This window comes from Variovorax paradoxus (genome assembly GCF_040544635.1).
In the GTDB taxonomy this organism is placed as follows: domain Bacteria; phylum Pseudomonadota; class Gammaproteobacteria; order Burkholderiales; family Burkholderiaceae_C; genus Variovorax; species Variovorax paradoxus_R.
The window spans coordinates 30,846-56,289 of the sequence record NZ_JBEPKJ010000005.1 but is presented as its reverse complement, the minus strand read 5'-3'; the positions used below and the strand labels follow the sequence as shown (position 1 = coordinate 56,289).

Sequence of the window (25,444 nt, the reverse complement as noted above, 5' to 3'; positions counted from 1 at the left end):
GGAGCTTCGTATGTCCGCATCACGCACCCTCTTCTCCTGTTCCGCGCTCGCGCTTCTCCTTGCCGGTTGCGCCGCGGGGCCCGACCACCGGCCCGCGGAGCCCCAGGCGCCAGCCGATTGGTCCGCATGGCACGGCGGTTCTCCGGCGCTGCTCGGGGCCGAGCGGAGTGCAGCGCCCACGGCCGCCGCGTCCGGCGACTGGAAAGCCTTCAACGACCCGCTGCTCGACCAGTTGCAGGCCCGCGCGCTCGCGGCCAACCACGACTTGCAGACCGCTGCCCTGCGCTTTGCGCAAAGCCGCGTCCAGCGCACCGCGGCAGCATCGCAGCAGGCACCGCAGCTCAATGCCGGCGGCGGCGTCAACCGACAGCGCCAAAGCGAGACCGGCGCCGCCACGCGGATGATCGATGCACTGGGTTCGTCGGTGGCCAACCGCGACCAGTTGATCCGCACGCTGAGCGAACCCTACAACCTCTACCAGGCCGGCTTCGATGCGTCGTGGGAAATCGACCTCTGGGGCCGCGTGCGGCGCAGCATCGAGGCCGCCGATGCGGACACCGGCGCATCGGCCGCGCTGCTGCGGCAGGCGCAGCTCAGCGTGCAGGCCGAGGTGGCGCGCAACTACTTCGAATTGCGCGGTGCGCAGCGCGAGTTGCGCCTGACAAGGGCCGATATCGCGGCCGCGGCCGAATCGCTCGAACTGGTGCAGGCACGCGCCAACGGCGGCCTGGTCACCGACCTGGACCCCACGCGCCAGCGCACGCAGCTGGCCGAACTCAAGGCGCGCATTCCGATGCTTTTGCAGCAGGAGGCCCAGGCCATGAACCAGATCACGCTGCTGACCGGCGCATCGCCCGGCGCGCTGAACGCCGAGCTCGCGCCTCCGCCCGCCGACCGTGCGGGCGACGCGCTCGAAGCGCCGCAGGCACCGCCGCTGCCCGACCTTGCACTGGGCCTGCCCTCCGACCTGGCGCGCCGCCGCCCCGACATTGCGGCGGCGGAGGCCCAGCTGCATGCCGCCACGGCGCGCATCGGCGTGGCCGTGGCGGACCTCTATCCGCGCGTGACGCTGGGTGCGGGCTTCGGTTACGAATCGGTGGGCAGCGAGCGGTTCGGCGAATGGGGCAGCCGGCAGTGGCATGTCGGCCCTTCCATCAGCCTGCCGATTTTCGACAACGGCCGGCGCCGGAGCACGGTGAACCTGCGCGAACTGCAACAGCAGGAAGCGGCGGTGGCCTTCCAGCAGACCGTGCTCAAGGCATGGCACGAAATCGACTCGGCGCTCAACGCCTATGCCGCCGAACGTCAGCGCCATGCGGAGCTGGTCGAGCGCGAGCGCAACAGCCGCGACGCGCTCACGCTCGCGCATGCGCGCTATGCCAACGGGCTCACGGATTTTGGCGTCGAGCTCGATGCCCGTCGCACGCTGCTGCAGGCCCGGCGCGACCGGGTGCAAAGCACGAGCCGCATGGCGGTGGGCATGGTGGCCGTCTACAAGGCGCTCGGCGGCGGCATGCTGCCTGCCGCCGGAGCGGCACCGGGCTAGAAGGTGTTGGTGAAGCTCGCGTTGCCGAGGCCCGTGCCGATGGTCAGCACGCCCCAGTGGGAAACATCGCGCATGAAGGGCAGCTCGCTCAGCCCCTGCACCACCGCATCGTTGTGCATCAGTATCAGCGTGGGGCCGGAGCCGATCATCGGCATGCGGCGCCACAGTGCGCTGGGCAGGTGGAACGCCCGGCTTTCCCAGTCGCCCGGCAGGTTCTGCGTGCCGCGCTCGATCGAGCCGTCCTTGCGTATCAACCCCGGGCATGCAATGCCGATGAAGGGCGCAAGCCTGATTTTCCTGCGCTCGCAATAGCGAACCATGTCCTCGAGCATGACCGCGATGCGCTCGATCATGTCGGTGCGGTTCGGGTCATCGTCCGCGTGGCGCCACTTCTCGCGCCGCACCACCTTGGCACGCGACAGGTCAGGCGCCTTGCGCCGGCGCGTCTTCACGATGCCGCAGCGCACGTTGGTGCCGCCGATGTCCACGGCCAGGATGGCGTCGTGCTTCTTGAGCATGGCCGGCGGGGCCAGGTGCACCCAGCCGATCAGGCCGCCGTCGTCGACCTCGTGCGAGAGCCGGCCGAGCTGAACGTGCACGCCCATGTCCTCGAGGATGGCGGAGGTCTGCAGAATGGCGCGTTCGCCCACGTCGCTTTCAGCGAAGCCGCCGCCCACCACGATGCGCTCCACCTTCTTCCATGAGGGCTGCCGCGTGAAGCGCTGGATCACGAAGGCCAGTTCTTCGGCGAATTCCTCGATGGCACCGTGCATCAGGTCGCCGGCGGCCGAGGTCTTCTGCAGCACGCTGTCGAGCTGCTTCTTGCTGATGTCGCGCGAGTGTTCCTTGCCAAGCGGATCGGAGCCGGTCTTGCGGCGGCGCTTGCGCCAGCGTTCGAGCAGTTCCCTGAACGCGGTCTGGCTGGCCTGGTCGCCGACGAAGCCGTCCTTGTCGCGCAGCTGCAGGCTGTAGCCCTCCACCCGCAGCCCCGGGAGTTCGCGCAGGCCGTGCACGTCGGGGCCGGGCAGGAGTTGGGTTTTCTTCTTCATGGGGGCCACTATGAATGCCGTTGCATCTACAAAGCATCGGTAGCCCGCACCAAGGTTTGTAGGAGATTGGCGGGTGCACCGGCGGCCCTTCGATGTCTATACACTGGCCTCCCGATGCAACTGCCCCACCACCGCATGCTGCGCGCCGCCTTGTTGTTGTTCGCCATGGCCTGGCTCGGTGCCGCCGCATCGGCGCAACCCGGCGAGGGCACGCTGCGCGTCGGCTCCAAGCGCTTTACCGAGTCGTACATCCTGGCCGAGCTGCTGGCGCAGACGGCGGCGCCGCACACCGCATCGCCGCCTGTGGTGCGGCAAGGGTTGGGCAACACGGCCATCGTGTATGAAGCGCTGCGCTCGGGCGCCATCGACCTCTATGCCGAGTACACCGGCACCATCGCGCTCGAAATCCTGAAGGGCTCGCCCGCCGAAACGCGCGAAGCCATGAATGCGGCGCTGGCGCCGCTGGGCCTCGGCGTGGCCGTTCCGCTGGGCTTCAACGACGGCTATGCGCTGGCCGTGCGCGCAGCCGATGCCGACCGGCTCGGCCTGCGCACGTTGAGCGACCTGGCGCGCCACCCCGAGCTCAAACTCGGCCTGTCGAACGAGTTCATCGGCCGCGCCGACGGCTGGAAGGGGCTTGCCGCGCGCTACGGCTTCACGCAGACACCGACCGGCCTCGACCACGGCCTGGCCTACGAAGCCGTGGCCGCGAAGCAGATCGACGCGATCGACATCTACACCACCGACGCCAAGATCGACCACCTCGGCCTGCGCGTGCTCGAAGACGACAAGAAGTACTTTCCGCGCTACGACGCCGTGCTGCTCTACAGGCTCGACCTGCCGACGCGGCTGCCCAAAGCATGGGCCGCGCTGCAGACGCTCGAAGGCCGCATCGACGAGCGCGCGATGATCGCGATGAACGCACGCGCCGAACTGCAGAGCGTGCCCTTCGATGCGATTGCGCGCGACTTCCTGGCCAGCACAGGCAAGGACGGCAAGACCCAGGCCCAGGAGCCCAGGCGCGGCTTCGCCGCCAAGCTGTTCGGGCCGGACCTCTGGCAGCTCACGCGCCAGCACCTGCTGCTGGTGGCGGTATCCGTGGGCGTCGCGATCCTGATCGGCGTGCCGCTTGCGATTCTGGTGTTTTCGCATATGCGGCTGCGCGCGGTGGTGCTCGGTATTGCGAGCATTCTGCAGACCGTGCCGTCGCTCGCATTGCTGGCGGTGCTCATCTCCCTGCTCGGCGCCATCGGCGCACTGCCTGCATTGATTGCGCTCACGCTCTATTCGCTGCTGCCGATCATGCGCAACACGGTGACCGGCCTGGCCGAAGTGCCGAACGGCCTGCGCATGGCGGGCACCGCGCTTGGCATGACGCCGCCGCAAAGCCTTCGGCTGGTACTGCTGCCGCTGGCGCTGCCCACGCTGCTGGCGGGTGTTCGAACGGCGACGGCCATCGCCATCGGCACGGCGACCATTGCGGCGTTCATCGGCGCGGGCGGCTTCGGCGAGCGCATCGTGACCGGGCTGGCGCTCAACGACCGCGAGCTGCTTTTGGCAGGCGCGCTGCCGGCCGCGGCGCTGGCGCTGCTGAGCGAGGGGATCTTCGAGCTCGTGGAGATGCTGATGCGCCGCCGGCGCCGGGCGCCGCCGTCGTCTTCGCTTCTGCCATGAGGCATTCGCGCAGCATCGCGGCGCCCGCCCCCAGCGTTTTGTCGGCACGATGGCAGAAGTGGCACTGCTGGCTCGTTCCGCCGCCCGGGCCGATGCGGCTCACCGGCAATTGCACCAGTGTTCCAGCGGCCAGGTCGTCGGCTACCAGCCACGAAGGCATCTTTCCCCACCCCAGGCCCGCGCGCAGCAGTTCGAGCTTGATGTACATGTCGGTCACACGCCAGGTCGAAGGCGAGAGCACGTCGATGTCGTAGCCCTGGCTGAGCGTGCTCGGGTCTTCCACCACGATCTGCACGTGCTCCGCCGCGGCGGCATCCAGGCCCTTGGCACCATTCCGCCCTGCATGGGCCGCCAGCGCATGCGAAGGCGCGGCCACGGCCAGCGTATGAATCTGCATCAGGAATTCGCGGCTTATTTTTTCGTCGGCATGGCCGAAGGCCGCAATGGCGAGATCGCACCGCCCTGAATTCAACGCATCGATGGTGCCGCCCATCGAGCTGTATTCCACGCGAACTGCAATGCTCGGGTAGACCGCGTACATGCCCCGCAGGGCGTTGGCCAGCAGGGCCGGCGGAAAGAGCGTGTCCACCGCTATCGCCAGCCCGAGCTCGATGCCTTGCTCGAGCCCCTGCGCGCGCGAGCGCAAGGCCTCGACCTTGGACAGGATGACTCTCACGTCGCCGAGCAGCGCCTTGCCCGTGGGCGTGAGCACCGGCTTGTGGCCGGAACGGTCGAAGAGTCGCACCTGAAGCTGCTCTTCGAGGTTGGCGATGGCATGGCTCACGGCCGACTGCACCCGGTGCAGCCGTGCAGCGCCGGCGCGAAAGCTGCCGGCGTCCACCACCGCGACGAACATCTGCATCTGACTGAGCGTGAGGATGTCCAACATGATCTGGAAAATCGATTGAGTTGGACGATATTATTCGCTTTCATTGATCGGGTGTTCGCCGCAAAGTGGCGGCATGCAAGAGCAATTCGAAATGCCCGGCGCGCCGCCCGCCGCGGCTCCTCTCTCACCTTCTTCGACGCATTGGCTCGGTGTGGCGCTGGTCGTGGCCGCGGGTGTCGTGGCATCCCTTCAGGTCGGCAAGGTCGCCATTGCCGTGCCGCAATTGCGCACCGACTTCGGCCTCGATCTCTCGATGGTCGGCTGGCTCATGGCAATGTTCTCGCTGCTGGGCGTGGTCGGCGCCGTCCCGGTGGGCGCACGGGTGGCGCGCGCCGGCGACAGGCGCCTGCTGCTGGTCGGCCTGTTGGCCATTGCCATCGGCAGCACGGCGGGCGCATTGGCACAGAGCATCGCCATGCTGCTGACGGGCCGTGTCATCGAGGGCCTGGGCTTCGTGCTGATCACCATCGCCGGCCCCTCGGTGCTGCAGCGCATGGTCACGCCCGGTGGCAAGGATCTTGCCTTTGCAATCTGGAGCTGTTTCATGCCGGCCGGGATTGCCATTGCACTGTTCAGCGGTGCGCTGCTGGACGGCTGGCGCGGCTTCTGGCTGGGCAATGCCGCCCTCGCGACCGTGCTCGCGGCGCTGGTGCTGGCGGGCGTTTCGCGCGGCGCGGGTGGGAGTGCCCACGAGGCGGCGGTGTCATGGCGCAGCATGGCCCGCGATGCAGCCGCTACCGCGAAAGCCGGTGCGCCGGCGCTGATTGCCGCTTCGTTCGTGATCTACAGCCTGCAGTTCTTCGCGCTCTTCAGTTTTCTGCCGGTGCTGCTGATCGAGCGCATGGGCGTGGGCACGGCCACGGCCGGATCGCTCAGCGCCGTGGCCTGCTGCGCGAACGTGCTGGGAAATCTTGCGGCCGGCGTTCTGTTGAAGCGTGGCGTCGCACGCTGGTTGCTGGCGGCGTCGGCCAGCGCGTTGATGGGCCTCTCGGCCATCGGCATTTTCCTGCCGGTGCTCGGCGCGGTACCGGCCTTTGTGCTGTGCCTGGCTTTTTCCGGCGCGGGCGGCCTGCTTCCCGCAACGCTGATCGGCACCTCCGCCATGGTGGCGCCGAGCGCACGGCTGGCGCCGATGTCGATGGGCCTGCTCATGCTGGGCAGCAACCTCGGCCAGATGATCGGGCCGTTGGTCGTGGGCGGCGCGGTGGATACGCTGGGCTGGCCCGCAGCGGCCGCCATCGTGGCAGTGGCGGGCGTGATGGGTGTGCTGCTCGCGCTCGGGTTGCGGCGCTCGCTGGCACGCAGCGGGCGCACCCGATGAAGCGGATGCAGGCGGATGTTCGAAGGCCGGGCGCAGCGCGCCCGGCCGGGAAGCATCAGGCCAACGTGTACGCCGTCTTTACCGTGGTGAAGAACTCCTGCGCGTACTTGCCCTGCTCGCGCGGGCCGTAGCTCGAACCCTTGCGGCCACCGAACGGCACGTGATAGTCCACGCCTGCCGTGGGCAGGTTCACCATCACCATGCCGGCCTGGCTGTGGCGCTTGAAATGCGTGGCGTACTTCAGGCTCGTGGTCGCAATGCCGGCCGACAAGCCGAACTCCGTGTCGTTGGCCGTGGCCAGCGCCTCTTCGTAGTTCTTCACGCGGATGACGCTCGCCACCGGGCCGAAGATTTCTTCCTTGTTGATGCGCATGGCCGCCGCCGTTTCGCTGAACAGCGCCGGCGACATGTAGTAGCCGTCGGTCTCCAGCTTCAGGAGCTCGCCGCCGGCCGCCAGCGTGGCGCCTTCGCCCTTGCCGATGGCGATGTATTCCATGTCCTGGTCGAGCTGCGACTTGGACGAGACGGGCCCGATGTCGGTGCCCTGGGCCAGCGCATCGCCGACCTTGATCTTGGCCATGCGCGCCTTCATCGCCTCGATGAACTTGGGGTAGATGCCTTCGGTGACGATGAGCCGGCTGGAGGCGGTGCAGCGCTGGCCGGTGGAATAGAAGGCGCTTTGCACGCTGAGCTCCACGGCCTGCGCCAGGTCGGCGTCGTCCAGGATGACCTGCGGATTCTTGCCGCCCATTTCGAGCTGCACCTTCTTGTGCTTGGTGACGCACTGGATGGCGATGTTGCGGCCCACGCCCACCGAACCGGTGAAGCTGATGGCATGGATGCCGGGGTGGCTGACCAGCGCTTCGCCGATGACGCTGCCGCGGCCCATCACGAGGTTGAACACGCCGGCCGGGATGCCCGAGCGGTGGATGATGTCGGACAGGGCCCAGGCGCTGCCGGGCACGAGGTCGGCGGGCTTGAGCACCACGCAGTTGCCGAAGGCCAAGGCCGGGGCGATCTTCCAGGCCGGAATGGCAATGGGGAAATTCCAGGGCGTGATGAGGCCGACCACACCGACCGGCTCGCGCGTGATCTCGACGCCGATATTGGGGCGCACCGAAGGCACGAGCTCGCCCGACAGGCGCAGGCATTCGCCGGCGAAGAACTTGAAGATCTGGCCGGCGCGGGTGGCTTCGCCGATGCCTTCGGCCTTCGTCTTGCCCTCTTCACGCGCGAGCAGGGTGCCGAGCTCTTCCTTGCGGGCAAGGATTTCGGTGCCGATCTTGTCCAGGGCGTCGGAGCGCGCCTGGATGCTGCCGGTGGCCCAGGCGGGGAAGGCGGCGGTGGCGGCGGCCACGGCGGCGTCCACATGCGAGGCATCGCCCTGGGTGTACTGGCCCAGCACGTCGGCCAGGTTGCTGGGGTTGAGGTTGGGGCTGTAGCTTGCGCCGGCACGCCATTCGCCGCCGATCAGGTTGTCGAAGTTTTGCATGTAGGGTTCCTTGCTGCTGCGAAATGAAAAGAAAGAAGCCGGAGCGATGGGGCCCCGGCTGCGGAAAGGGATTCCGAGATTAAACCCTCATCGGACCATGCATGGACGCTTGTTGTCAAAGCTCCAATTGGGGATCAGGTATTGCATGGCCTGCGCATCGTTGCGCGCGCCCAGGCCGTGCTTCAGGTAGAGCTGGTGCGCCTTCTCGACTTCGTCCATGTCGAGCTCCACGCCCAGCCCGCCGCGCGTCGGCACCTTCACGAACCCGCCTTCGATCTGCAGCGGCGCCTTCGTCAGGCGCTGGCCGTCCTGCCAGATCCAGTGCGTGTCGATGGCGGTGACCTTGCCCGGTGCCGCCGCCGCCACGTGCGTGAACATGGCGAGCGACACATCGAAGTGGTTGTTCGAATGCGAGCCCCAGGTCAGGCCCCAGGCCTGGCACAGCTGCGCCACGCGCACGGAGCCCTGCATGGTCCAGAAGTGCGGGTCGGCCAGCGGAATGTCGACCGACTGCAGCGAGAGGCTGTGCACCATCTCGCGCCAATCGGTGGCGACCATGTTGGTGGCGGTCGGCAGGCCGGTGGCGCGGCGGAACTCGGCCATCACCTCGCGTCCGGAGAACACGCCTTCGGCACCGCACGGGTCTTCGGCATAGGCCATGACGCCATGCAGGTCGCGGCAGAGGCGAATCGCGTCCTGCAGCAACCAGCCGCCATTCGGGTCGAGCGTGACGCGCGCTTGCGGAAAGCGCTCGTGCAGTGCGCGAATGGCCTCTACCTCTTCTTCGCCGCGCAGCACGCCGCCCTTGAGCTTGAAGTCGGTAAAGCCGTAGCGTGCGTGCGTGGCTTCGGCCAGGCGCACGATGGCTTCGGGCGTCATCGCTTCTTCGTGGCGGAGGCGAAACCAGTCGTTGTCGGCGCCGGCGTCGCTCTCGTACGGCAGGTCTGTCTTCTTGCGGTCGCCCACATAGAACAGGTAGCCGAGCATCTGCACGGCATCGCGCTGCTGGCCTTCGCCGAGCAATGCGGCCACCGGCACTTCGAGATGCTGGCCCAGCAGGTCGAGCAATGCCGCCTCGACGGCGGTGACCGCATGAATGGTCACGCGCAGGTCGAAGGTCTGCTGGCCGCGGCCGCCGCTGTCGCGGTTGGCGAAGGCACTGCGCATGCTGTTGAGCACCGCGTTGTGGCGACCGAGGGGCTGGCCCACGATGAGGCCGCGCGCGTCTTCGAGCGTCTGGCGGATCTTCTCGCCGCCGGGCACTTCGCCAACGCCGGTGTTGCCGGCGCTGTCGGTCAGGATCAGCAGGTTGCGCGTGAAGAACGGACCGTGCGCACCGCTGAGGTTCATCAGCATGCTGTCGTGGCCCGCGACGGGCACGACGCGCATGCCGGTGACCACCGGCGCGCCGGAGACGGAAGAAGTGGATGCTGAAAGTGTCATGTGCCCGAAACCTGATGAATGCTAGATGCGCACGGCTTGCCGGGCCAGCAACTTCCAGTCGTTGCCCTGCTTCTGCCAGATGCCGAGGATTTTCAGCGCTACTTTGCCAGGCTTGCCTGAATCGAGGGTGTCGGCCGCGAGCGTGTGGCGCACGATGGCCGTGTTGCCACCGACCACCTTGATGGTCTGGTCGGTGATCGTGATGGAAACGAAGTCCGACTTGCGTTCGACGAGGTCGCCGATGAAGCTGGCCTTGGTGTCGACCTTGCCGCCCGAATGGCCGTAGCTCAGGTCGTCGGCCACCAGCGCGCCGAGGGCGGCAGCGGTCGGGTCGACCATCGCAAGGCGCAGCCGCTCGGCGGCCGCGGCCACCGCCGGCTCCGCCGCTGCGCCGCCGCCCGCGGGCATCATTGCGCAGCCGGTGAACAGAACCGCCGAGGCGGCAATGAGAAGAAGCTTCTTCATGAACATGTCGTTGTCTCCGTTGTTTTTGTTGTTGACCTAGCTGCTTACTGCGGGCCGAGGGTATCGATCAGCGCCTTGAGCTGTTCCATCTCGGCGGGCTTCAGGTCGGTGAGCGGCGCTCGCACCGGGCCTGCGTCGTGGCCGACGATCTTGGCGCCGGCCTTGACGATGCTCACTGCGTAGCCAGGCGTGATGTTGCGCAGCTCGAGGTAGGGCATGAAGAAGTTTTTCAGCAGACGATGCTGGGTGGCCATGTCGTCGTCGCGCACGGCTTCATAGAACTGCACCGCGGTCTTCGGAATGAAGTTGAACACGGCCGACGAGTACACCGGCGTGCCCATGGCCTTGTAGGCCGCGGCATAGACCTCTGCCGTGGGCAATCCGCCCAGGTAGGCGAAGCGATCGCCCATCTTCTGGTAGATGGCAACCATGGCTTCGATGTCGCCCACGCCATCCTTGAAACCGACGAGGTTCGGGTTGCGCTCGGCCAGGCCGGCCAGGGTGTCGGGCTTGAGGCGGCTGGTGGCGCGGTTGTAGACGATCACGCCGAACTTCACGCTCTTGCACACGGCTTCGACGTGCGCGGCCAGGCCTTCCTGGCCGGCTTCGGTCAGGTAGTGCGGCAGCAGCAGGATGCCGTGCGCGCCAGCCTTCTCGGCCGCTTGTGCGCACTGGATGGCAAAGCGCGTGGGGCCGCCGGCACCCGCGATGATCGGCACCACGCCGCGGCAGGTGTCGACCGCGGTCTTGATGATGCCGGGGTACTCGTCGCCGGTCAGCGAGAAGAACTCACCCGTGCCGCCGGCCGCGAACAGCGCGCTCGCGCCGTAGGGGGCAAGCCACTCGAGACGCTTCTCGTAGCTGCTTTTGTTGAAGTCGCCGTTCGCGTCGAAGTCGGTCAACGGGAACGAGAGCAGGCCGGAGCCCATGATGGTCTTGAGTTCTTGCGGGTTCATAGGAATGAAGAAACGTGAGGATGGAAGAAAAGATCGAAGAAAAGAGGGTGCCGCGTTCGCAGCGGATCAGTCGAGTTTGATACCGGCATCGGCGACCACCTTGGCCCAGCGTGCGCGCTCCTTGCCGAAGAACTGCTCTTCTTCCGTCGGCGCCATGGTCACGACCTCGGCGCCCTGCCCTGCAAGGCGCGAGCGGATGTCAGCCGAGCGGATGACGGTGATCAGCTCTTTGTTCAGGCGCTGAACGATCGCGTCGGGCGTGCCCTTGGCAACCCGCACGCCTTGCCAGGTGCCCGACTCGAAGCCGGCCACGCCCTGCTCCGCAATGGTGGGCACGTCGCCGATGAGCGGCATGCGCGTCGATTTCGAAACGCCGAGCACCTTGAGCTTGCCGCTCTGCACGTGCGGCAGGGTGGCCAGCATGCCGTTCATCAGAATCTGGGTCTGGCCTGCGACTGTGTCCTGCACCGCCTGCACGCCGCCCTTGTAGGGCACGTACTGCCAGCGTGCGCCGCTGGCGCGCTCGAGCGCCACGCCGGCAAGGTGCGGCGCGCTGCCCGTGGCGGTCACGGCGAAATTGATGTCCGACTTCTTCGACAGTGCAATCAGTTCCTTCAGGCTGTTGGCCTGCACCGACGGGTGCACCACGAGCAAGTGCGGCGAGTAGGCCAGCATGGTCACGCCGCGCAGGTCTTTCGAGGGATCGAAAGGCAGCTTTGTATAGACCGAGGGGCTGATCGCGAGCGCGCCCACGTCGCACAACAGCAGCGTGTAGCCGTCGGGCTTCGACTTGGCAACGTAATCGGCGCCGAGGTTGCCGTTGGCACCCGGCTTGTTCTCGACGATGACGGGCTGGCCGAGGGCTTCCGACAGCAACTGGCTGATGGAGCGGGCAATGATGTCGGACGAACCACCGGGCGGGTAAGGGACCACGATGCGCACGGGCTTCGATGGCCAGGCGTCGGCTGCATGTGCGCCGCTGGCTGCAAGTACACCGCCGCCGAGGGCGCCGAGCATCAGATCGCGTCTTTTCAAACTCATTCAAGTCTCCAGCTGGTTTATGTTGTCAGTCATCGTACAACTACAAACAACGATTGTCCAGCGTATTGCTGGAAATTTCGCTCAGGACGCCGTCGGCGGTGTGGTGGCTGCCGTCTGCTGAGCAGCTTCCTGCGCCACACGCAGCCGCTCACGGCTGTTGGTCAGGTGGATGCGCATGGCCGCGCGGGCCGATTCGGGATCGCGGCGCGCAATGGCTGCGTAGATCTCTTCGTGCTCGCGGTTCACGCGGCTCAGGTATTCGCCGCGCCGGTCGTAGTTGCGAATGGCGGTGATGCGCGTGCGCGGAATGATCGTGGTGCCCAGGTGGCTCATGATGTCCGCGAAATACGGGTTGCCGGTGGCTTGGGCAATCTGCAGGTGAAAGCGGAAGTCCGGCGCCACTGTATCCCCTGCCACCGCCACATTGCGCTCGAAATCGTCGAGCGCCTGGCGCATGGCCAGCAGGTGTTCCTCGGTGCGGCGCGAGGCGGCCAGCCCGGCGGATTCGGTTTCAAGGCTGATGCGAAGCTCGAGCACCGCCAGCACATCCACGGAGTTGGCGATGTCGGTCGAGTCCAGCCGGAACATGCCCGCCGCGCGCGGCTGCAGCACGAAGGTGCCGACGCCATGGTGGGTTTCCACCAGCCCGGCGGCCTGCAGCTTCGACAGCGCCTCGCGCACCACGGTGCGGCTCACACCGAACGACTTCATGATGGCCGACTCGGTAGGCAGCTTGTCGCCCGGGCGCAGCGACTGATTGCGAATTTTCTCGCCCAGGTCTTCCACCAGCCCATGGGCAAGGCCGCGCGGGCGCGCGCGCCCCACGAAGGAGCCGCCGCCGGCGACTTCTGCCGCCGCGGTGGATATTGAGGGATTACCCGTAGCCGTTTGGACCATGGTCAAGATAATAATCCCCTATTAGTTGTACGACAACAGATAACTTATCACTCCAGCCCTCCGAAAGCGCTGCTCTATCCATCGGCCGGTTATTTGGACTGACCCGATATCCAGCTGAAGTTTCAGCCCTGAGGCCGCCGGATTTCTGACCGACAGCACCAACCCATTTCACGCGCCAACAAACATGTCGACGTCTTCACAAGTCCCAAACAACAAGCTCCACCGGATTCTGCTCACCGGCGCGGCCGGCGGCTTGGGCAAGGTATTGCGCGAACGCCTCCGGCCCTATGCCGAGATCCTTCGCCTTTCCGACATTGCCGCAGTCGCACCTTCCGAGGGTGCGCATGAAGAAGTGGTGCCTTGCGATCTTTCGGACAAAGCCGCGGTGCATGCACTGGTCGAGGGCTGCGACGCCATCGTGCACCTTGGCGGCGTGTCGGTCGAGCGTCCGTTCGAAGAGATTCTCGAAGCCAACATCAAGGGCGTGTTCCATATCTACGAAGCCGCCCGCCGCCATGGCGTGAAGCGCGTGGTGTTCGCGAGCTCGAACCACGTGATCGGCTTCTACAAGCAGAGCGAGCGGCTCGACGCCGGCATTGCGCGCCGTCCCGACGGGTACTACGGCCTGTCCAAGTCCTTCGGCGAAGACGTGGCGCAGTTCTACTTCGACCGCTACGGCATCGAGACCGTGAGCATCCGCATCGGTTCCTCGTTCCCCGAGCCACTCAACCGCCGGATGATGAGCACCTGGCTCAGCTACCGCGACCTCACCACGCTGATCGAAAAATCGCTCTTCACGCCCGACGTGAAGCACACCGTGGTCTACGGCATGTCGGCCAACCGCGACGTGTGGTGGGACAACAGTGCGGCGGCGCACCTGGGTTTCGTGCCGCAGGACACCTCCGAAGTGTTCCGCGACAAGGTCGAGGCCCAGCCTCCCGTGGCGCCGACCGACCCGAACGCCATCTACCAGGGCGGCGCTTTCACGGCGCAAGGCCCGTTCGGCGACACCCAATGACTGCCGGCATGAAGGCCGAACTCGTGCTCGATGTGCAGTGCGCGACTGGCGAAAGCCCGGTCTGGCGCGCGGACGAACAGGCGCTTTATTGGGTCGACATTCCGGCGAGGCAGCTGCATCGCTGGCACGCCGCAACCGGTGAACACAGCCGATGGACCGGCGACGAAATGCTGGCCTGCATCGCGCCGCGCGCGGGCCACCCGGGCGAATGGATCGCCGGCATGGAAAGCGGGCTGTTCGTGATCGCAACGCTTGCCAATGGCACGCTGGCCGCGAGCCCGCTTGCCAGTGCGGCCCATGCCGAGCACGGCATGCGCTTCAACGACGGCCGCTGCGACCGCCAGGGCCGCTTCTGGGCCGGCACCATGCAGATGGACATGGCGGCGGCGCACGAGGTGGGCCGTGTCTACCGCTACCAGGCCGACGTGAACGCGGGTGCCGCATTGCGTCCGCACTTAGAACAAATGATTGTTCCGAACGGCCTCGCCTTCAGCCCCGACGGCAAGACCATGTACCTCTCGGACTCGCATCCGTCGGTTCAAACCATCTGGGCTTTCGACTACGACACCGACACCGGCACGCCGCATGGCCGCCGCGTGTTCGTCGACATGAAGCCGCTGCCGGGCCGCCCCGACGGCGCCGCGGTCGACGCCGACGGCTGCTACTGGATCTGTGGCAACGACGCAGGCCTGGTGCACCGATTCACGCCCGAGGGAAAGCTCGACCGCTCGCTCGAAGTGCCGGTCAAGAAGCCCGCGATGTGCGCCTTCGGCGGCCCGCAACTCGACACGCTTTACGTGACATCGATCCGCCCCGGGGGCGATCTGTCCGATCAGCCGCTGGCGGGCGGTGTTTTTGCACTGCGTCCCGGCATCAAGGGTTTGCCGGAACCCGAATGCCGTTTTTGACTGCTTTTTATCCACCAAACCAAAGAGGAAGACAAATGAAATACAACCGCCACCTGATTGCACTGGCCGCCGGCGTCTGCGCCATGGCAGCAAACGCCATCGAGTTCCGCTCGGCCGACGTGCACAACAGCGACGAGTACCCCACCGTCGCAGCCGTCAAGCACATGAGCGAGCTGCTCGACAAGCGCAGCAACGGCAAATACAAGATCAAGGTGTTCAACAAGAGCGCACTCGGCAGCGAGAAGGAAACGCTCGACCAGGTCAAGATCGGCGCGCTCGAAATGAACCGCGTCAACATCAGCGCGCTGAATTCGATCTGCCCCAAGACGCTGGTGCCGACGATGCCTTTCCTGTTCGACTCGATCGCCCACATGCGCAAGTCGCTCGACGGCCCCATCGGCGAAGAAATCTTGAAGGGCTGCGAGCACGAAGGCCTGGTCGGCCTGGCCTTCTACGACAGCGGCGCACGTTCGATCTACGCCAAGAAGCCGGTGAAGACGCTGGCCGACGCCAAGGGCCTGAAGATCCGCGTGCAGCAGTCCGACCTGTGGGTTGCGCTGGTGAGCGCCATGGGCGCCAATGCCACGCCAATGCCTGCCGGCGAGGTGTTCACCGCGCTCAAGACCGGCCTCATCGATGCGGCGGAAAACAACATTCCCTCGTACGACGGCTTCAAGCACTACGAAGCAGTGAAGTTCTATTCGCGCACCGAACACTCGATGGCGCCTGAAATGCTCGTGATGTCGAAGGCCATCTACGACAAGCTGCCCAAGGCCGACCAGGACCTGTTCCGCGCCACGGCCAAGGAATCGGTCGGGTTCCAGCGCAAGAAGTGGGACGAGCAGGAAGCCAAGTCGCTCGAAGTGGTCACCAAGGGCGGCGCCCAGATCGTTGCCGATGTGGACAAGGCCTCGTTCCGCTCGGCCATGACGCCGGTCTACACGAAGTTCATTTCGACGCCTGATCTGCAGCGCCTCGTCAAGGCCGTTCAAGACAACAAGTAAACGTGTCCAGGCCCTCCCGCTTTCCGGGAGGGCCCTTCACCCATATTCAGGGAAGTTCCCATGACACTGACCGTCCCCGCGGTAGACACGATGGCAGCCGGCGCGCCCGTCGAGCTCGAAGACCTGGTTCATCCGAACGGACGCCCTCCGTCCAGCCACGCCTATTCGCGCTTCTGCGCATTCCTGTCGAAGGCCAGCCTGATGCTCGCCGTCGCGATGCTCATCACCATCATCGTGTGCGTCCAGTACCAGGTGGTCGGCCGCTATGTGTTCAACGACACGCCCACGTGGGCCGAAGGCCTCGCGCTTCAACTCGTGTTGTACGTCACCGCTCTCGGGGTTGCCGTCGGTGTGCGGGATGCCGGCCACATCGGGCTCGACTCGCTGGTGGTGCTGCTGCCCGAATCGCTCCGCCTGAAGATCGAAATACTGATTCATGCGCTGGTCGCGCTCTTCGGCGGAATCATGACCTGGAGCGGCTGGATCTGGACCCGCCTCAAGTGGACCGACATCAAGCCCATGATGGGCATTCCGGTGGGTCTCGACTATCTGGCCCTCGTGATTGCGGGCCTCCTGATCGTGCTTTTTTCGATTGAACATATCGTCGCCCTGCTGCGCGATGAAGAAGTGGTGCCGGCGTGGAACTGACTGTCCTTTCTCTCGTTTTCCTGGTGCTGCTGGTGCTGGGCGTGCCGGTCGCTTTCTCGATCGGCCTGGCCTCCGTTGCAACGGTGCTCTATGCGGGCCTCCCCGTTGCCGTGGTGTTCCAGAAGATGGTTGGCGGCATGCAGATCTTCTCGTTCCTGGCGATTCCGTTCTTCGTGTTCGCCGGCGAACTCATGCTCTACGGCGGCATTGCGCAGCGCATCGTCCGTTTTGCCAACAGCCTGGTGGGCCACGTGCGCGGCGGCCTGGGCATGAGCAACGTGATCGGCTGCACGCTGTTCGGCGGCGTTGCCGGCTCGCCGGTGGCCGACGTCTCGGCCATGGGCTCGGTGATGATTCCGCTCATGAAGAAGGAAGGCTACGACGCCGACTACGCCGTCAACGTGACGACGCACGCGGCCCTGGTGGGCGCGCTGATGCCCACGTCGCACAACCTGATCATCTTCACGCTCGCAACCACCGGCATCGCGTCGGTCAGCGTGCTGAGCCTGATTCTCGCGGGCCTGATTCCCGCGCTGCTGCTCACGCTGTGCAACCTGGGCGCCGCCTACTACGTGGCAATTCGCCGCGGCTACCCGATTCGCGGCGCGTTCCCCGGCTGGGGCGAGGTGCTCTCGGCCTTCATCGGCGCGCTGCCGGGCCTGATGATCGTGGCGATCATCCTGGTGGGCATTCTGTCGGGCGTGTTCACCGCCACCGAATCGGCGGCGACGGCCGTGCTGTGGGCGCTGGGCGTGACCGTGTTCGTGTACCGGTCGCTCAGCCGCAAGGACTTTTTCAAGGCCTGCGCCAAGGCCTGCAAGACGACCGGCGTGGTGCTGCTGCTGATCGGTATTTCTTCCGCCTTCGGCTACTTCATGGCCCTGTACGAAGTGCCGCAGAAGACCGGCGAGCTCATGACCAGCGTCTCGAGCGATCCGTGGGTCATCTTCCTGATGATCAACGTGCTGCTGTTCGTGCTGGGCACCTTCCTGGACATGGCGGCCACGATTTTGATCTGCACGCCCATCTTCCTGCCCATTGCCATGCAGTTCGGCATGAGCCCGGTGCAGTTTGGCATCGTCATGCTGATCAATTGCGCGCTCGGCCTCAACACGCCGCCGGTGGGCACCACGCAGTTCATAGGCTGTGCGATCGGAGGGGTATCGGTCGGGCAGGTGATGCGGTCGATCTGGCCGTTCTATGGTGCTCTTTTGATCTGCCTGATGCTCGTGACCTACGTGCCGGCGTTCTCGATGTGGCTCCCCGACCTCGTCAACTCGGTCAAGTAACTGCAAAGACCAGCAACGCGAATTTCGTTCAATGGCCGACTCATCGCTCACCTCTTCCCCGGCAGTGCGTCCGCCGCACCGCATCCACATGCACGCGGCGGACAACGTCGCCATCGTTGCCAACGACGGCGGGCTGAAGGCGGGCGCCACGTTCGCCGATGGCCTGGTGCTGGTCGACAACGTGCCGCAGGGCCACAAGGTCTCGCTGACCGACCTGGCCGAAGGCGACGCGGTCGTCCGCTACAACGTGCCGATCGGCTACGCGCTGAAGGCCATACCGCGCGGCAGCTGGGTGCATGAACGGCTGCTGAAGATGCCCGCCGCGCGCGAGCTCGAGGGCTTGCCGATTGCCACCGTCAAGCCACCGGTGCAGCCGGCACTCGAGGGCTACACCTTCGAGGGCTACCGCAACCTGGACGGATCGGTGGGCACGCGCAACATCCTCGCCATTACGCAGACCGTGCAATGCGTGGCGGGCGTGGTTGACTTCGCGGTGCAGCGCATCAAGGCCGAGCTGCTGCCGAAGTACCCCCACGTCGACGACGTGGTGGGCCTCTCGCACAGCTACGGCTGCGGCGTGGCCATCGATGCGCCCGACGCGGTCATTCCGATTCGCACGCTGCGCAACATCAGCCTCAACCCGAACTTCGGCGGCGAGGTGATGGTCATCAGCCTGGGCTGCGAAAAGCTGCAGCCCGAGCGCCTGCTGCCGCCAGGCAGCATTGCGCTGGTGGACGAGCGCAACGTGGCCGATGTCGGCACCACGGCCGACGAGAAGCTCGACGTGGTGTGCCTGCAGGACGACGCGCATGTCGGCTTCATGTCGATGATCGATTCGATCATGCGGCAGGCCGAGGAACACCTCGAGCGGCTGAATGCCCGCAGGCGCGAGACCGTGCCGGCCAGCGAGCTGGTGGTGGGCGTGCAGTGCGGCGGCAGCGATGCGTTTTCGGGTGTGACGGCGAATCCCGCGGTCGGCTTCTGCACCGACCTGCTGGTGCGCGCCGGCGCCACGGTGATGTTCTCGGAAGTGACCGAGGTGCGCGACGGCATCGACCAGCTGACCTCGCGCGCGACCACGCCCGAGGTGGCCGAAGCCATGATCCGCGAGATGGCCTGGTACGACGCCTACCTGGACCGTGGCCGCGTCGATCGCAGCGCCAACACCACGCCGGGCAACAAGAAGGGCGGGCTCTCGAACATCGTCGAAAAAGCCATGGGCTCGATCGTGAAGAGCGGCAGCTCGCCGATCTCCGGCGTGGTTTCCCCGGGCGAGAAGGCAAGGCAAAAGGGCCTTCTCTATGCCGCCACGCCCGCCAGCGACTTCATCTGCGGCACGCTGCAGCTGGCGGCCGGTATGAACCTGCACGTGTTCACCACCGGCCGCGGCACGCCCTACGGCCTGGCCGAAGTGCCGGTGATCAAGGTCGCCACGCGCAGCGACCTGGCGCGCCGCTGGCACGACCTGATGGACGTGAACGCGGGTCGCATCGCCGATGGCGACGCCACCATCGAGGACGTGGGTTGGGAGATGTTCCGCCTGATGCTCGACGTGGCCAGCGGCAGGAAGAAAACCTGGGCCGAACAGTGGAAGCTGCACAACGCGCTGGTGCTGTTCAACCCCGCTCCCGTGACCTGACCTCGAAAGGAAACACCATGGAAGACCTCAAAGGCAAGACAGCGCTGGTTACCGGCGCCAGCACCGGCATCGGCGCCGCCGTGGCCATTGCGTTCGCAGCGCGCGGCATGCGTGTGGCGGTGCACTACAACAGCTCCGCCGAAGCGGCGAACCACGTCGTCGAGACCATTCGCAAGGCCGGCGGCGATGCCTTCGCGCTGCAGGGCGACGTGCTCGACACCGCCGCCATCCGCGAATGCGTCAAGCAGACGGCGGCACGCTTCGGCCGCATCGACGTGCTGGTGAACAACGCCGGCAGCCTGGTGAAGCGCGTGCCCATCGCCGAGTTCGACGACGCGCTGTTCGACGAGGTGATGCACATCAACGCGCGCTCCGTGCTCGCGTTTGCGCGTGATGTCGTTCCGCTGATGCGCACCCATGGCGGCGGCAACATCATCAACGTGACCTCGGTCGCAGCGCGCACCGGCGGGGGGCCCGGCGCCTACCTGTATGCGGGCTCCAAGGGTTTCGTGAGCACCGCGACGCACGGGCTCGCCCGGGAACTGGTCGGCGACAAGATCCGCGTGAACGCCGTGGCGCCGGGCGTCATCCAGACGCCGTTCCAGGACCGCTTCTCGACGCCCGCAATGCTCGAGACATTCCGCGCCGGCATCCCCATGGGGCGCATCGGCACGCCCGACGAATGCGTGGGTGCCTTTCTTTATCTGGCCTCGGAGCAGCTTTCGGGCTATGTCACGGGCCAGGTGATCGAAGTCAACGGCGGGCAGTACATGCCCTGACGGGAAGCGCCTTTTCAGCCCTTTCTCGAGGCTTGCCGAATCAAGATCAATAACGGAGACAACAACCAATGAGAAGAAACAGATTCCTTCGCGGCCTGGCCGCCCTTTCGGCGACAGCGGGCCTCTCGCTCGGCTACGCGGCACTGGCCGCGGCCCAAAGCAACAGCAACAACTTTCCGAACCACGCCATCGAGCTGCTGGTGCCCTACCAGCCGGGCGGCGGCACCGACGGCCTGGCGCGCGCGTTTTCCGAAGCGAGCCGCAAGCACACGTCGCAGAGCATCGTGATCGTCAACCGTCCTGGCGCCGGCGGCGCCATCGGCTGGACCGAGGTGATCAACGCCCGGCCCGACGGCTACAAGCTCGCGGTGCTGACGGTGGAGCTGCTCACGCTGCCGCACCTGGGCCTGGCCAAGTTCAACTACGACGACTTCCAGCCGATTGCGCAGCTCAATGCCGACCCGGCCGCAATCACCGTCAAGGCCGACGCGCCCTGGAACACCATTGAAGAATTCCTGGCGGCGGCAAAGAAGTCGCCCGAAAGCGTGCGCGTCGGCAATTCGGGCAACGGCTCGATCTGGCACCTGGCCGCGGCGGCGCTCGAAGACAAGACCGGCACCAAGTTCGGCCACATTCCGTTCCAGGGCGCGGCGCCTGCGGTGCTGGCGCTGCTGGGCGGGCACATCGAGGCGGTGGCGGTAAGCCCCGCCGAGGTCACGACGCATGTGCAGTCCGGCAAGCTCAAGGTGCTGATGGTCATGGCCGACAAGCGCGTGAAGGGCTTCGACAAGGTGCCCACCGCCAAGGAGCGCGGCATCGACCTGTCGATCGGCACGTGGCGCGGCCTGGGCGCACCCAAGAACACGCCGCCCGAAGTGATGGCAAAGCTGCGCGAGATCACGGCCAAGACCGCGGCCGAGCCGCTCATGCATGAAGTGATGGATAAGCAGAACCTCGGCTACGTCTACACCGACGGCGCGGTGTTCAAGGAAACGCTCGCCAAGGACAACGCGTACTTCAAGGCGCTGATCGCCAAACTGAACATCAAGCCATGAACCGCCCTACTCCCATCCTTCGCGCTCTTCGGGCTGCGGTCGCGCTGCTGTCGGTTGCTGCCGTGGGCCACGCCTCGGCGGCCACCTGGGTCTACGTTTCCAACGCCGACAGCCAGGAAATCTCGGTGCTCGAGCTGGACCGCGCAGACGGCGTGCTCAAGCCCGTGCAAACGCTCAATGTCGGCGGTACGGTCATGCCGATGGCGGTCAGCCACGACAAGCGCGTGCTGTATGCCGCGCTGCGCTCGCAGCCGTTCCGCGTGGTCAGCATGTCGATCGATGCAGCCACCGGCAAGCTGCAGAAACTCGGCGAGGCCCCGCTGGCCGACAGCATGGCCAACATCGACCTCGACGCGAGCGGCAAATGGCTCTTCGCGGCCTCTTACCAGGGCGGCAAGATCTCGATCAACGCCATCGGCAAGGACGGCTCGGCGGGCGCCATTCAGCAACTGGTGCAGACCGGGCCGAATGCGCACGCGGTTCGCGCGGATGCAAGCAACCGCTTCGTGCTCGCAACCAGCCTGGGCGGCGACAACGTGTCGAGCTGGCGCTTCGATGCGGAGAAGGGCCTGCTCTCGGCCAACGATCCGCCGCTGACCATGGCCACCGCGAAGTCGGGCCCGCGCCACTTCGTGTGGGACAAGGCACAGCGCCGCGTCTACCTGCTGAACGAACTCGACGCGAGCTTGCACGTGTACGCCTGGGATGCCGCGCGCGGCACGCTCAAGCTAGAGCAGAGCACCACCGTGCTGCCGGCCGGATTCACCGGCAAGCCATGGGCGGCCGATTTGCACCTGACGCCCGACGGGCGCTTTCTGTATGCCTCGGAGCGCACGTCGAGCACGCTGTCAGCCTTCAGGGTCGATGCGTCCACCGGGCAGCTTCAGCCGCTCGGCCAGACGCCGACCGAGAAAACGCCGCGCGGCTTCGCGATCGATTCGAGCGGCCGCTACCTGATTGCCGCCGGACAAGAGTCGCACGGCGTTTCGCTGTACGCCATCGATTCCGCCACCGGCGCGCTGGGCAAGCCTTCGCGCGTCAGCGTGGGCAAGAACCCGAACTGGATCGAAATCGTCGACACACCGTGACGACGAAACCGAACATCATCATCATCAAAGGAGACATCGCCATGCAACGCCGCACACTGATTCGCACCGCCCTCGCCTCTTCGCTGGCCGTGGGCCTGCCTGCTTTCGCGCAGGGCCCCGGCAACTGGCCCACGGGCAAGGCCATTACTTATCTCGTGCCGTTCCCCGCCGGCGGCACCACCGACGTGCTGGCCCGCCTGATCGGGCAGAAGCTCGGCACGGTGCTGGGCACGAGCGTGATCATCGACAACAAGGGTGGCGCCGGCGGCAGCGTGGGCTCGGAAATCGGCTCGCGCGCGGCGCCCGACGGCTTCACGATGGTGGGCGGCACGATCAGCTCGCACGCAATCAACATCAGCCTGTATCCGAAGCTCGGCTACGACCCGCAGAAGTCGTTTGCGCCCGTCACGCTGATCGGCACCAACCCGCTGGTGCTGGTGGTGAACCAGGCCAGCCCGTACAAGACGCTGAAGGACGTGCTGGAAGCCAGCAAGTCCAAGTCGGGCGGGCTCTCGTCGGCATCGGCTGGCACGGGTACCTCGCAGCACCTGTCGCTGGAACTGCTGGCGTTCAAGTCGGGCGTGAAGTTCACGCACATTCCCTACAAGGGCAGCGGCCCCGCCATCCAGGACGTGATCGGCGGCCAGGTCGACATGATGTTCGACACCAGCGTGGTGGCGGGCCCGCACGTGCAGAGCGGCAAGCTGCGCGCCATTGCCGTGACCTCGGCCAAGCGCCTGGCTTCGATGCCCGACGTGCCGACCGTGGCCGAGTCCGGCATCGCGGGGCTGCAGGACTTCGAGGTGCTGTCGTGGCAGGCGATCTTCGTGCCCGCGGGCACGCCGGCACCCGTGGTCGACCGGCTGCACACCGAGATCCGCAAGATTCTTGCAACGCCGGAAATGCAGGAAAAGCTCAAGGGCTTCGGCATGGAACCCGCCGACCTGACCACGGCAAAGATCGCGGCCTTCCAGAAGGCCGAGGTCGAGAAGTGGGCCCAGGTGATCAAGGCGGCGGGCATCAAGGCGGATTGATTGCGGCCCCGGGCACGCGACCCGTTCCGGGCCCGGGCGATACAAGGGAAGCTTCCTACGCTCGGGCCCCGGGGGCCTTTATAGAATGCCCCTCCGATTTGCATTCCAGGCCTTCCCGGCCTTTCACACGTGTCCGACCGCTCAGCTGTACTGCACCAATACCTGTTTCCCAAGCAGGCACTGACGAACTTCGCCGGCTGGGTCGCAGGCAAGGAACGCGGCGCCGTCACCACGTGGATCATCCGGCGCTTCGTTGCCAAGTACGGTGTCGACATGGGCGAAGCGCTCGAGTCCGACATCAACCACTACAAGAGCTTCAACCAGTTCTTCACGCGCGCGCTCAAGCCGGGCGCGCGGCCTCTCGCACAGGCCGATCTCGTATGCCCGGTGGACGGCGCCATCAGCCAGTTCGGCGCCATCGAGGGCGACCAGATCTTCCAGGCCAAGGGCCACAACTACACGACCACCGCGCTGGTCGGCGGCGACTCCACGCTGGCGGCCCGGTTCGCGCACGGCAGCTTCGCAACGCTGTACCTGAGCCCCAAGGACTACCACCGCATTCACATGCCGTGCGACGGACGGCTGCTGCGCATGATCTACGTGCCCGGCGACCTGTTCTCGGTCAACCCCGCCACTGCGCGCGGCGTGCCCGGCCTGTTCGCGCGCAACGAGCGCGTGGTGTGCGTTTTCGAAACCGGACGCGGCCCCTTCGTGCTGGTGCTGGTGGGTGCCACCATCGTCGGCAGCATGGCCACCGTGTGGCACGGCGTGGTCAATCCGCCGCGCGGGGGCGAGCTGCGCGAATGGCACTACGCCGACCAGCAGATCGTGCTCAAGCAAGGCGAGGAGATGGGCCGCTTCCTGCTCGGCTCCACCGTCGTCATGCTGTTCCCGGCGCCCGCGCTGGTGTTCAACCCCGAGTGGTCGCCCGCCCGTGCCGTTCGCTTGGGCGAAGCCATGGCCGATTCTGTTAATTTGTGAGGCTTTGTCTCACGGCCCGCATGCAGCATGCACCCGTAGCTATAAAACTAGTAGCATCTTGATCCTTGCGCTATAGTCGCCGGCCAACGAGCGGCCATAGCAAGCCAACAAGAACGCGCGGCACCGGCCCTGCCCCAGGATCGATGGCCCGCCCAGCCCCGAGGAGATGATGTCGATGAGTACCAAGGAAAACGCAGCCGTCAGCCAGCTGCTTGCGCTGCTCGAGGCCCGCTACGCACTGCGCGTGCTCTGGGCGCTGCGCGACGGGCATGCCCAGACTTTCCGGCTGCTGCAGGACAGCGTCGGCAGCATCACTCCCAACACGCTCAATACCCGCATCAAGGAATTGCGCGAGGCCGGCCTCGTCAGCCACGGCGGCGACGGCTACAGCCTCACGGTGAGCGGGCAAGACCTGCTCAAGCGGCTGTCCGACCTGCAGGCCTTTGCGGGTAAATGGCAGCTGGGGCAGGTCAAGAAGGCGGCGGCACCGGCACCGGCCGCGCCCGGTGCGGCGCCTGCCGCTCCGGCTTCTTCCGCCGCCGGGGCGCCTGCGTCTTCTTCTCCTTCGGCACCGTCCGCACCGTCGTCTTCGCCGTCCTCGTCTACCCCGCCTGTCGACCCTGCCAATTGAGCAGGCTCGCGGACCCCTCCTGGGGCGTCGGTAAACTTCGGGCCTCGTTTGTCCATCCATTCACATCCAAATTGACGCAAGGAGCGTTCACATGCCTACCACCCCTTCCGGCCTGCAATACGAAGACACCACCGTGGGCGACGGCGCTGAAGCCAAGGCCGGCCAACACGTGCACGTGCACTACACCGGCTGGCTCTACAACGACGGCGTGCAAGGCGCCAAGTTCGACTCGAGCCGCGACCGCAACGACCCGTTCGCGTTCTCGCTGGGCGCCGGCCAGGTCATCAAGGGCTGGGACGAAGGCGTTGCCGGCATGAAGATCGGCGGCAAGCGCACGCTGATCATTCCCGCCTCGCTGGGCTATGGCGCACGCGGCGCCGGCGGCGTGATTCCCCCGAACGCCACGCTGAAGTTCGACGTCGAACTGCTCGACGCGCACTGAACAAGCTAGGCTCACCCCCAGGCTGCGCGGCACTTCGTGTCCGCTTCGCCAACCCCCTACCGGGGGCGACACCAGCGGCCCGGCAAAGCCGGTTCCGCGGTGCCCCACGTGAAATTCGCTTCGCCCCCCTGTTGCGGCCACTTAGGCCGCATTTT

23 protein-coding genes and 1 pseudogene are annotated in these 25,444 nt (G+C 66.1%); 16 read left to right on the top strand and 8 right to left on the bottom strand.

From position 1 onward, the window contains the following. Window positions 1–10: 10 nt before the first annotated feature. A complete protein-coding gene (locus ABIC94_RS09775; protein WP_354372826.1) occupies window positions 11–1,546 on the top strand; it encodes an efflux transporter outer membrane subunit in 1,536 nt (511 codons plus the stop codon). Here the strand turns inward: ABIC94_RS09775 and ABIC94_RS09770 are convergent. Next, the gene (locus ABIC94_RS09770; RefSeq protein WP_354372825.1) at window positions 1,543–2,595 is read right to left on the bottom strand and encodes an ROK family protein; all 1,053 of its coding nucleotides are present in this window, start codon (window positions 2,593–2,595) and stop codon (window positions 1,543–1,545) included. The genes ABIC94_RS09775 and ABIC94_RS09770 overlap by 4 nt on opposite strands. 135 nt (window positions 2,596–2,730) lie before the next feature. Between ABIC94_RS09770 and ABIC94_RS09765 the strand changes: the two genes are divergently transcribed. Further along, the gene (locus ABIC94_RS09765) at window positions 2,731–4,269 is read left to right on the top strand and encodes an ABC transporter permease/substrate-binding protein (RefSeq protein ID WP_354373150.1); all 1,539 of its coding nucleotides are present in this window, start codon (window positions 2,731–2,733) and stop codon (window positions 4,267–4,269) included. 49 nt (window positions 4,270–4,318) lie between these two features. Here ABIC94_RS09765 and ABIC94_RS09760 read toward each other — a convergent pair. Beyond that, a pseudogene (locus ABIC94_RS09760) lies at window positions 4,319–5,131 on the bottom strand (LysR family transcriptional regulator); the annotation flags it as partial. Window positions 5,132–5,231: 100 nt separating this feature from the next. Between ABIC94_RS09760 and ABIC94_RS09755 the strand changes: the two are divergent. Beyond that, window positions 5,232–6,479, top strand: coding sequence for an MFS transporter (locus ABIC94_RS09755; protein ID WP_354372824.1), 1,248 nt, complete (start codon window positions 5,232–5,234; stop codon window positions 6,477–6,479). Window positions 6,480–6,534: 55 nt separating this feature from the next. Here the strand turns inward: ABIC94_RS09755 and ABIC94_RS09750 are convergent, their stop codons facing one another. The 6 genes from ABIC94_RS09750 to ABIC94_RS09725 all read right to left on the bottom strand — a co-directional run bounded on the left by ABIC94_RS09750 (window position 6,535) and on the right by ABIC94_RS09725 (window position 12,773). Then, window positions 6,535–7,971, bottom strand: coding sequence for an aldehyde dehydrogenase family protein (locus ABIC94_RS09750; RefSeq protein ID WP_354372823.1), 1,437 nt, complete (start codon window positions 7,969–7,971; stop codon window positions 6,535–6,537). 87 nt (window positions 7,972–8,058) lie between these two features. After that, window positions 8,059–9,414: a glucarate dehydratase gene (gene gudD, locus ABIC94_RS09745; protein WP_354372822.1), complete on the bottom strand. Its 1,356-nt coding sequence runs from the start codon at window positions 9,412–9,414 to the stop codon at window positions 8,059–8,061. A 21-nt stretch (window positions 9,415–9,435) separates the two neighbouring features. Continuing rightward, window positions 9,436–9,885 carry a nuclear transport factor 2 family protein gene (locus ABIC94_RS09740; RefSeq protein WP_354372821.1) on the bottom strand — a complete coding sequence of 150 codons (450 nt, stop codon included), beginning with the start codon at window positions 9,883–9,885 and terminating at the stop codon, window positions 9,436–9,438. Between the two features lie 38 nt (window positions 9,886–9,923). Further along, complete coding sequence (gene kdgD, locus ABIC94_RS09735; RefSeq protein ID WP_354372820.1) at window positions 9,924–10,835, bottom strand: 5-dehydro-4-deoxyglucarate dehydratase; 912 nt, start codon at window positions 10,833–10,835, stop codon at window positions 9,924–9,926. Window positions 10,836–10,901: 66 nt separating this feature from the next. Then, window positions 10,902–11,876, bottom strand: coding sequence for a Bug family tripartite tricarboxylate transporter substrate binding protein (locus tag ABIC94_RS09730; RefSeq protein WP_354372819.1), 975 nt, complete (start codon window positions 11,874–11,876; stop codon window positions 10,902–10,904). A gap of 81 nt (window positions 11,877–11,957) precedes the next feature. Then, the gene (locus ABIC94_RS09725) at window positions 11,958–12,773 is read right to left on the bottom strand and encodes a FadR/GntR family transcriptional regulator (protein ID WP_354373149.1); all 816 of its coding nucleotides are present in this window, start codon (window positions 12,771–12,773) and stop codon (window positions 11,958–11,960) included. Between the two features lie 184 nt (window positions 12,774–12,957). On the opposite strand from ABIC94_RS09725, the gene ABIC94_RS09720 reads away from it, so the two are divergent. From ABIC94_RS09720 to ABIC94_RS09660, 13 genes are all read left to right on the top strand, one after another. After that, window positions 12,958–13,791: an NAD-dependent epimerase/dehydratase family protein gene (locus ABIC94_RS09720; protein ID WP_354372818.1), complete on the top strand. Its 834-nt coding sequence runs from the start codon at window positions 12,958–12,960 to the stop codon at window positions 13,789–13,791. Window positions 13,792–13,799: 8 nt separating this feature from the next. Continuing rightward, on the top strand, window positions 13,800–14,699 hold the full coding sequence (locus tag ABIC94_RS09715) for an SMP-30/gluconolactonase/LRE family protein (RefSeq protein WP_354372817.1): 900 nt from the start codon (window positions 13,800–13,802) through the stop codon (window positions 14,697–14,699). A 35-nt stretch (window positions 14,700–14,734) separates the two neighbouring features. After that, on the top strand, window positions 14,735–15,703 hold the full coding sequence (locus ABIC94_RS09710; protein WP_354372816.1) for a TRAP transporter substrate-binding protein: 969 nt from the start codon (window positions 14,735–14,737) through the stop codon (window positions 15,701–15,703). A 201-nt stretch (window positions 15,704–15,904) separates the two neighbouring features. Further along, on the top strand, window positions 15,905–16,351 hold the full coding sequence (locus ABIC94_RS09705; RefSeq protein ID WP_354373148.1) for a TRAP transporter small permease: 447 nt from the start codon (window positions 15,905–15,907) through the stop codon (window positions 16,349–16,351). Next, window positions 16,342–17,640, top strand: a complete 1,299-nt coding sequence (locus ABIC94_RS09700; protein ID WP_354372815.1) for a TRAP transporter large permease — start codon at window positions 16,342–16,344, stop codon at window positions 17,638–17,640. The genes ABIC94_RS09705 and ABIC94_RS09700 overlap by 10 nt, the downstream gene beginning before the upstream one ends. Before the next feature lie 31 nt (window positions 17,641–17,671). Next, complete coding sequence (gene garD / locus ABIC94_RS09695) at window positions 17,672–19,279, top strand: galactarate dehydratase (protein WP_354372814.1); 1,608 nt, start codon at window positions 17,672–17,674, stop codon at window positions 19,277–19,279. A 17-nt stretch (window positions 19,280–19,296) separates the two neighbouring features. Next, complete coding sequence (locus ABIC94_RS09690) at window positions 19,297–20,058, top strand: SDR family NAD(P)-dependent oxidoreductase (RefSeq protein ID WP_354372813.1); 762 nt, start codon at window positions 19,297–19,299, stop codon at window positions 20,056–20,058. A gap of 68 nt (window positions 20,059–20,126) precedes the next feature. After that, entirely contained in the window at window positions 20,127–21,113 is a 987-nt protein-coding gene (locus tag ABIC94_RS09685) for a Bug family tripartite tricarboxylate transporter substrate binding protein (protein ID WP_354372812.1), read from the top strand. Continuing rightward, window positions 21,110–22,201, top strand: coding sequence for a lactonase family protein (locus ABIC94_RS09680; RefSeq protein WP_354372811.1), 1,092 nt, complete (start codon window positions 21,110–21,112; stop codon window positions 22,199–22,201). Before ABIC94_RS09685 ends, ABIC94_RS09680 begins: the two co-directional genes overlap by 4 nt. A 41-nt stretch (window positions 22,202–22,242) precedes the next feature. After that, entirely contained in the window at window positions 22,243–23,235 is a 993-nt protein-coding gene (locus tag ABIC94_RS09675) for a Bug family tripartite tricarboxylate transporter substrate binding protein (RefSeq protein ID WP_354372810.1), read from the top strand. 129 nt (window positions 23,236–23,364) lie between these two features. Beyond that, entirely contained in the window at window positions 23,365–24,216 is an 852-nt protein-coding gene (gene asd, locus ABIC94_RS09670) for an archaetidylserine decarboxylase (protein WP_354372809.1), read from the top strand. Between the two features lie 175 nt (window positions 24,217–24,391). Then, window positions 24,392–24,847, top strand: a complete 456-nt coding sequence (locus ABIC94_RS09665; RefSeq protein WP_354372808.1) for a winged helix-turn-helix transcriptional regulator — start codon at window positions 24,392–24,394, stop codon at window positions 24,845–24,847. A gap of 91 nt (window positions 24,848–24,938) precedes the next feature. Further along, window positions 24,939–25,289: an FKBP-type peptidyl-prolyl cis-trans isomerase gene (locus ABIC94_RS09660; protein ID WP_012746856.1), complete on the top strand. Its 351-nt coding sequence runs from the start codon at window positions 24,939–24,941 to the stop codon at window positions 25,287–25,289. The last annotated feature ends 155 nt before the right edge of the window (window positions 25,290–25,444 follow it).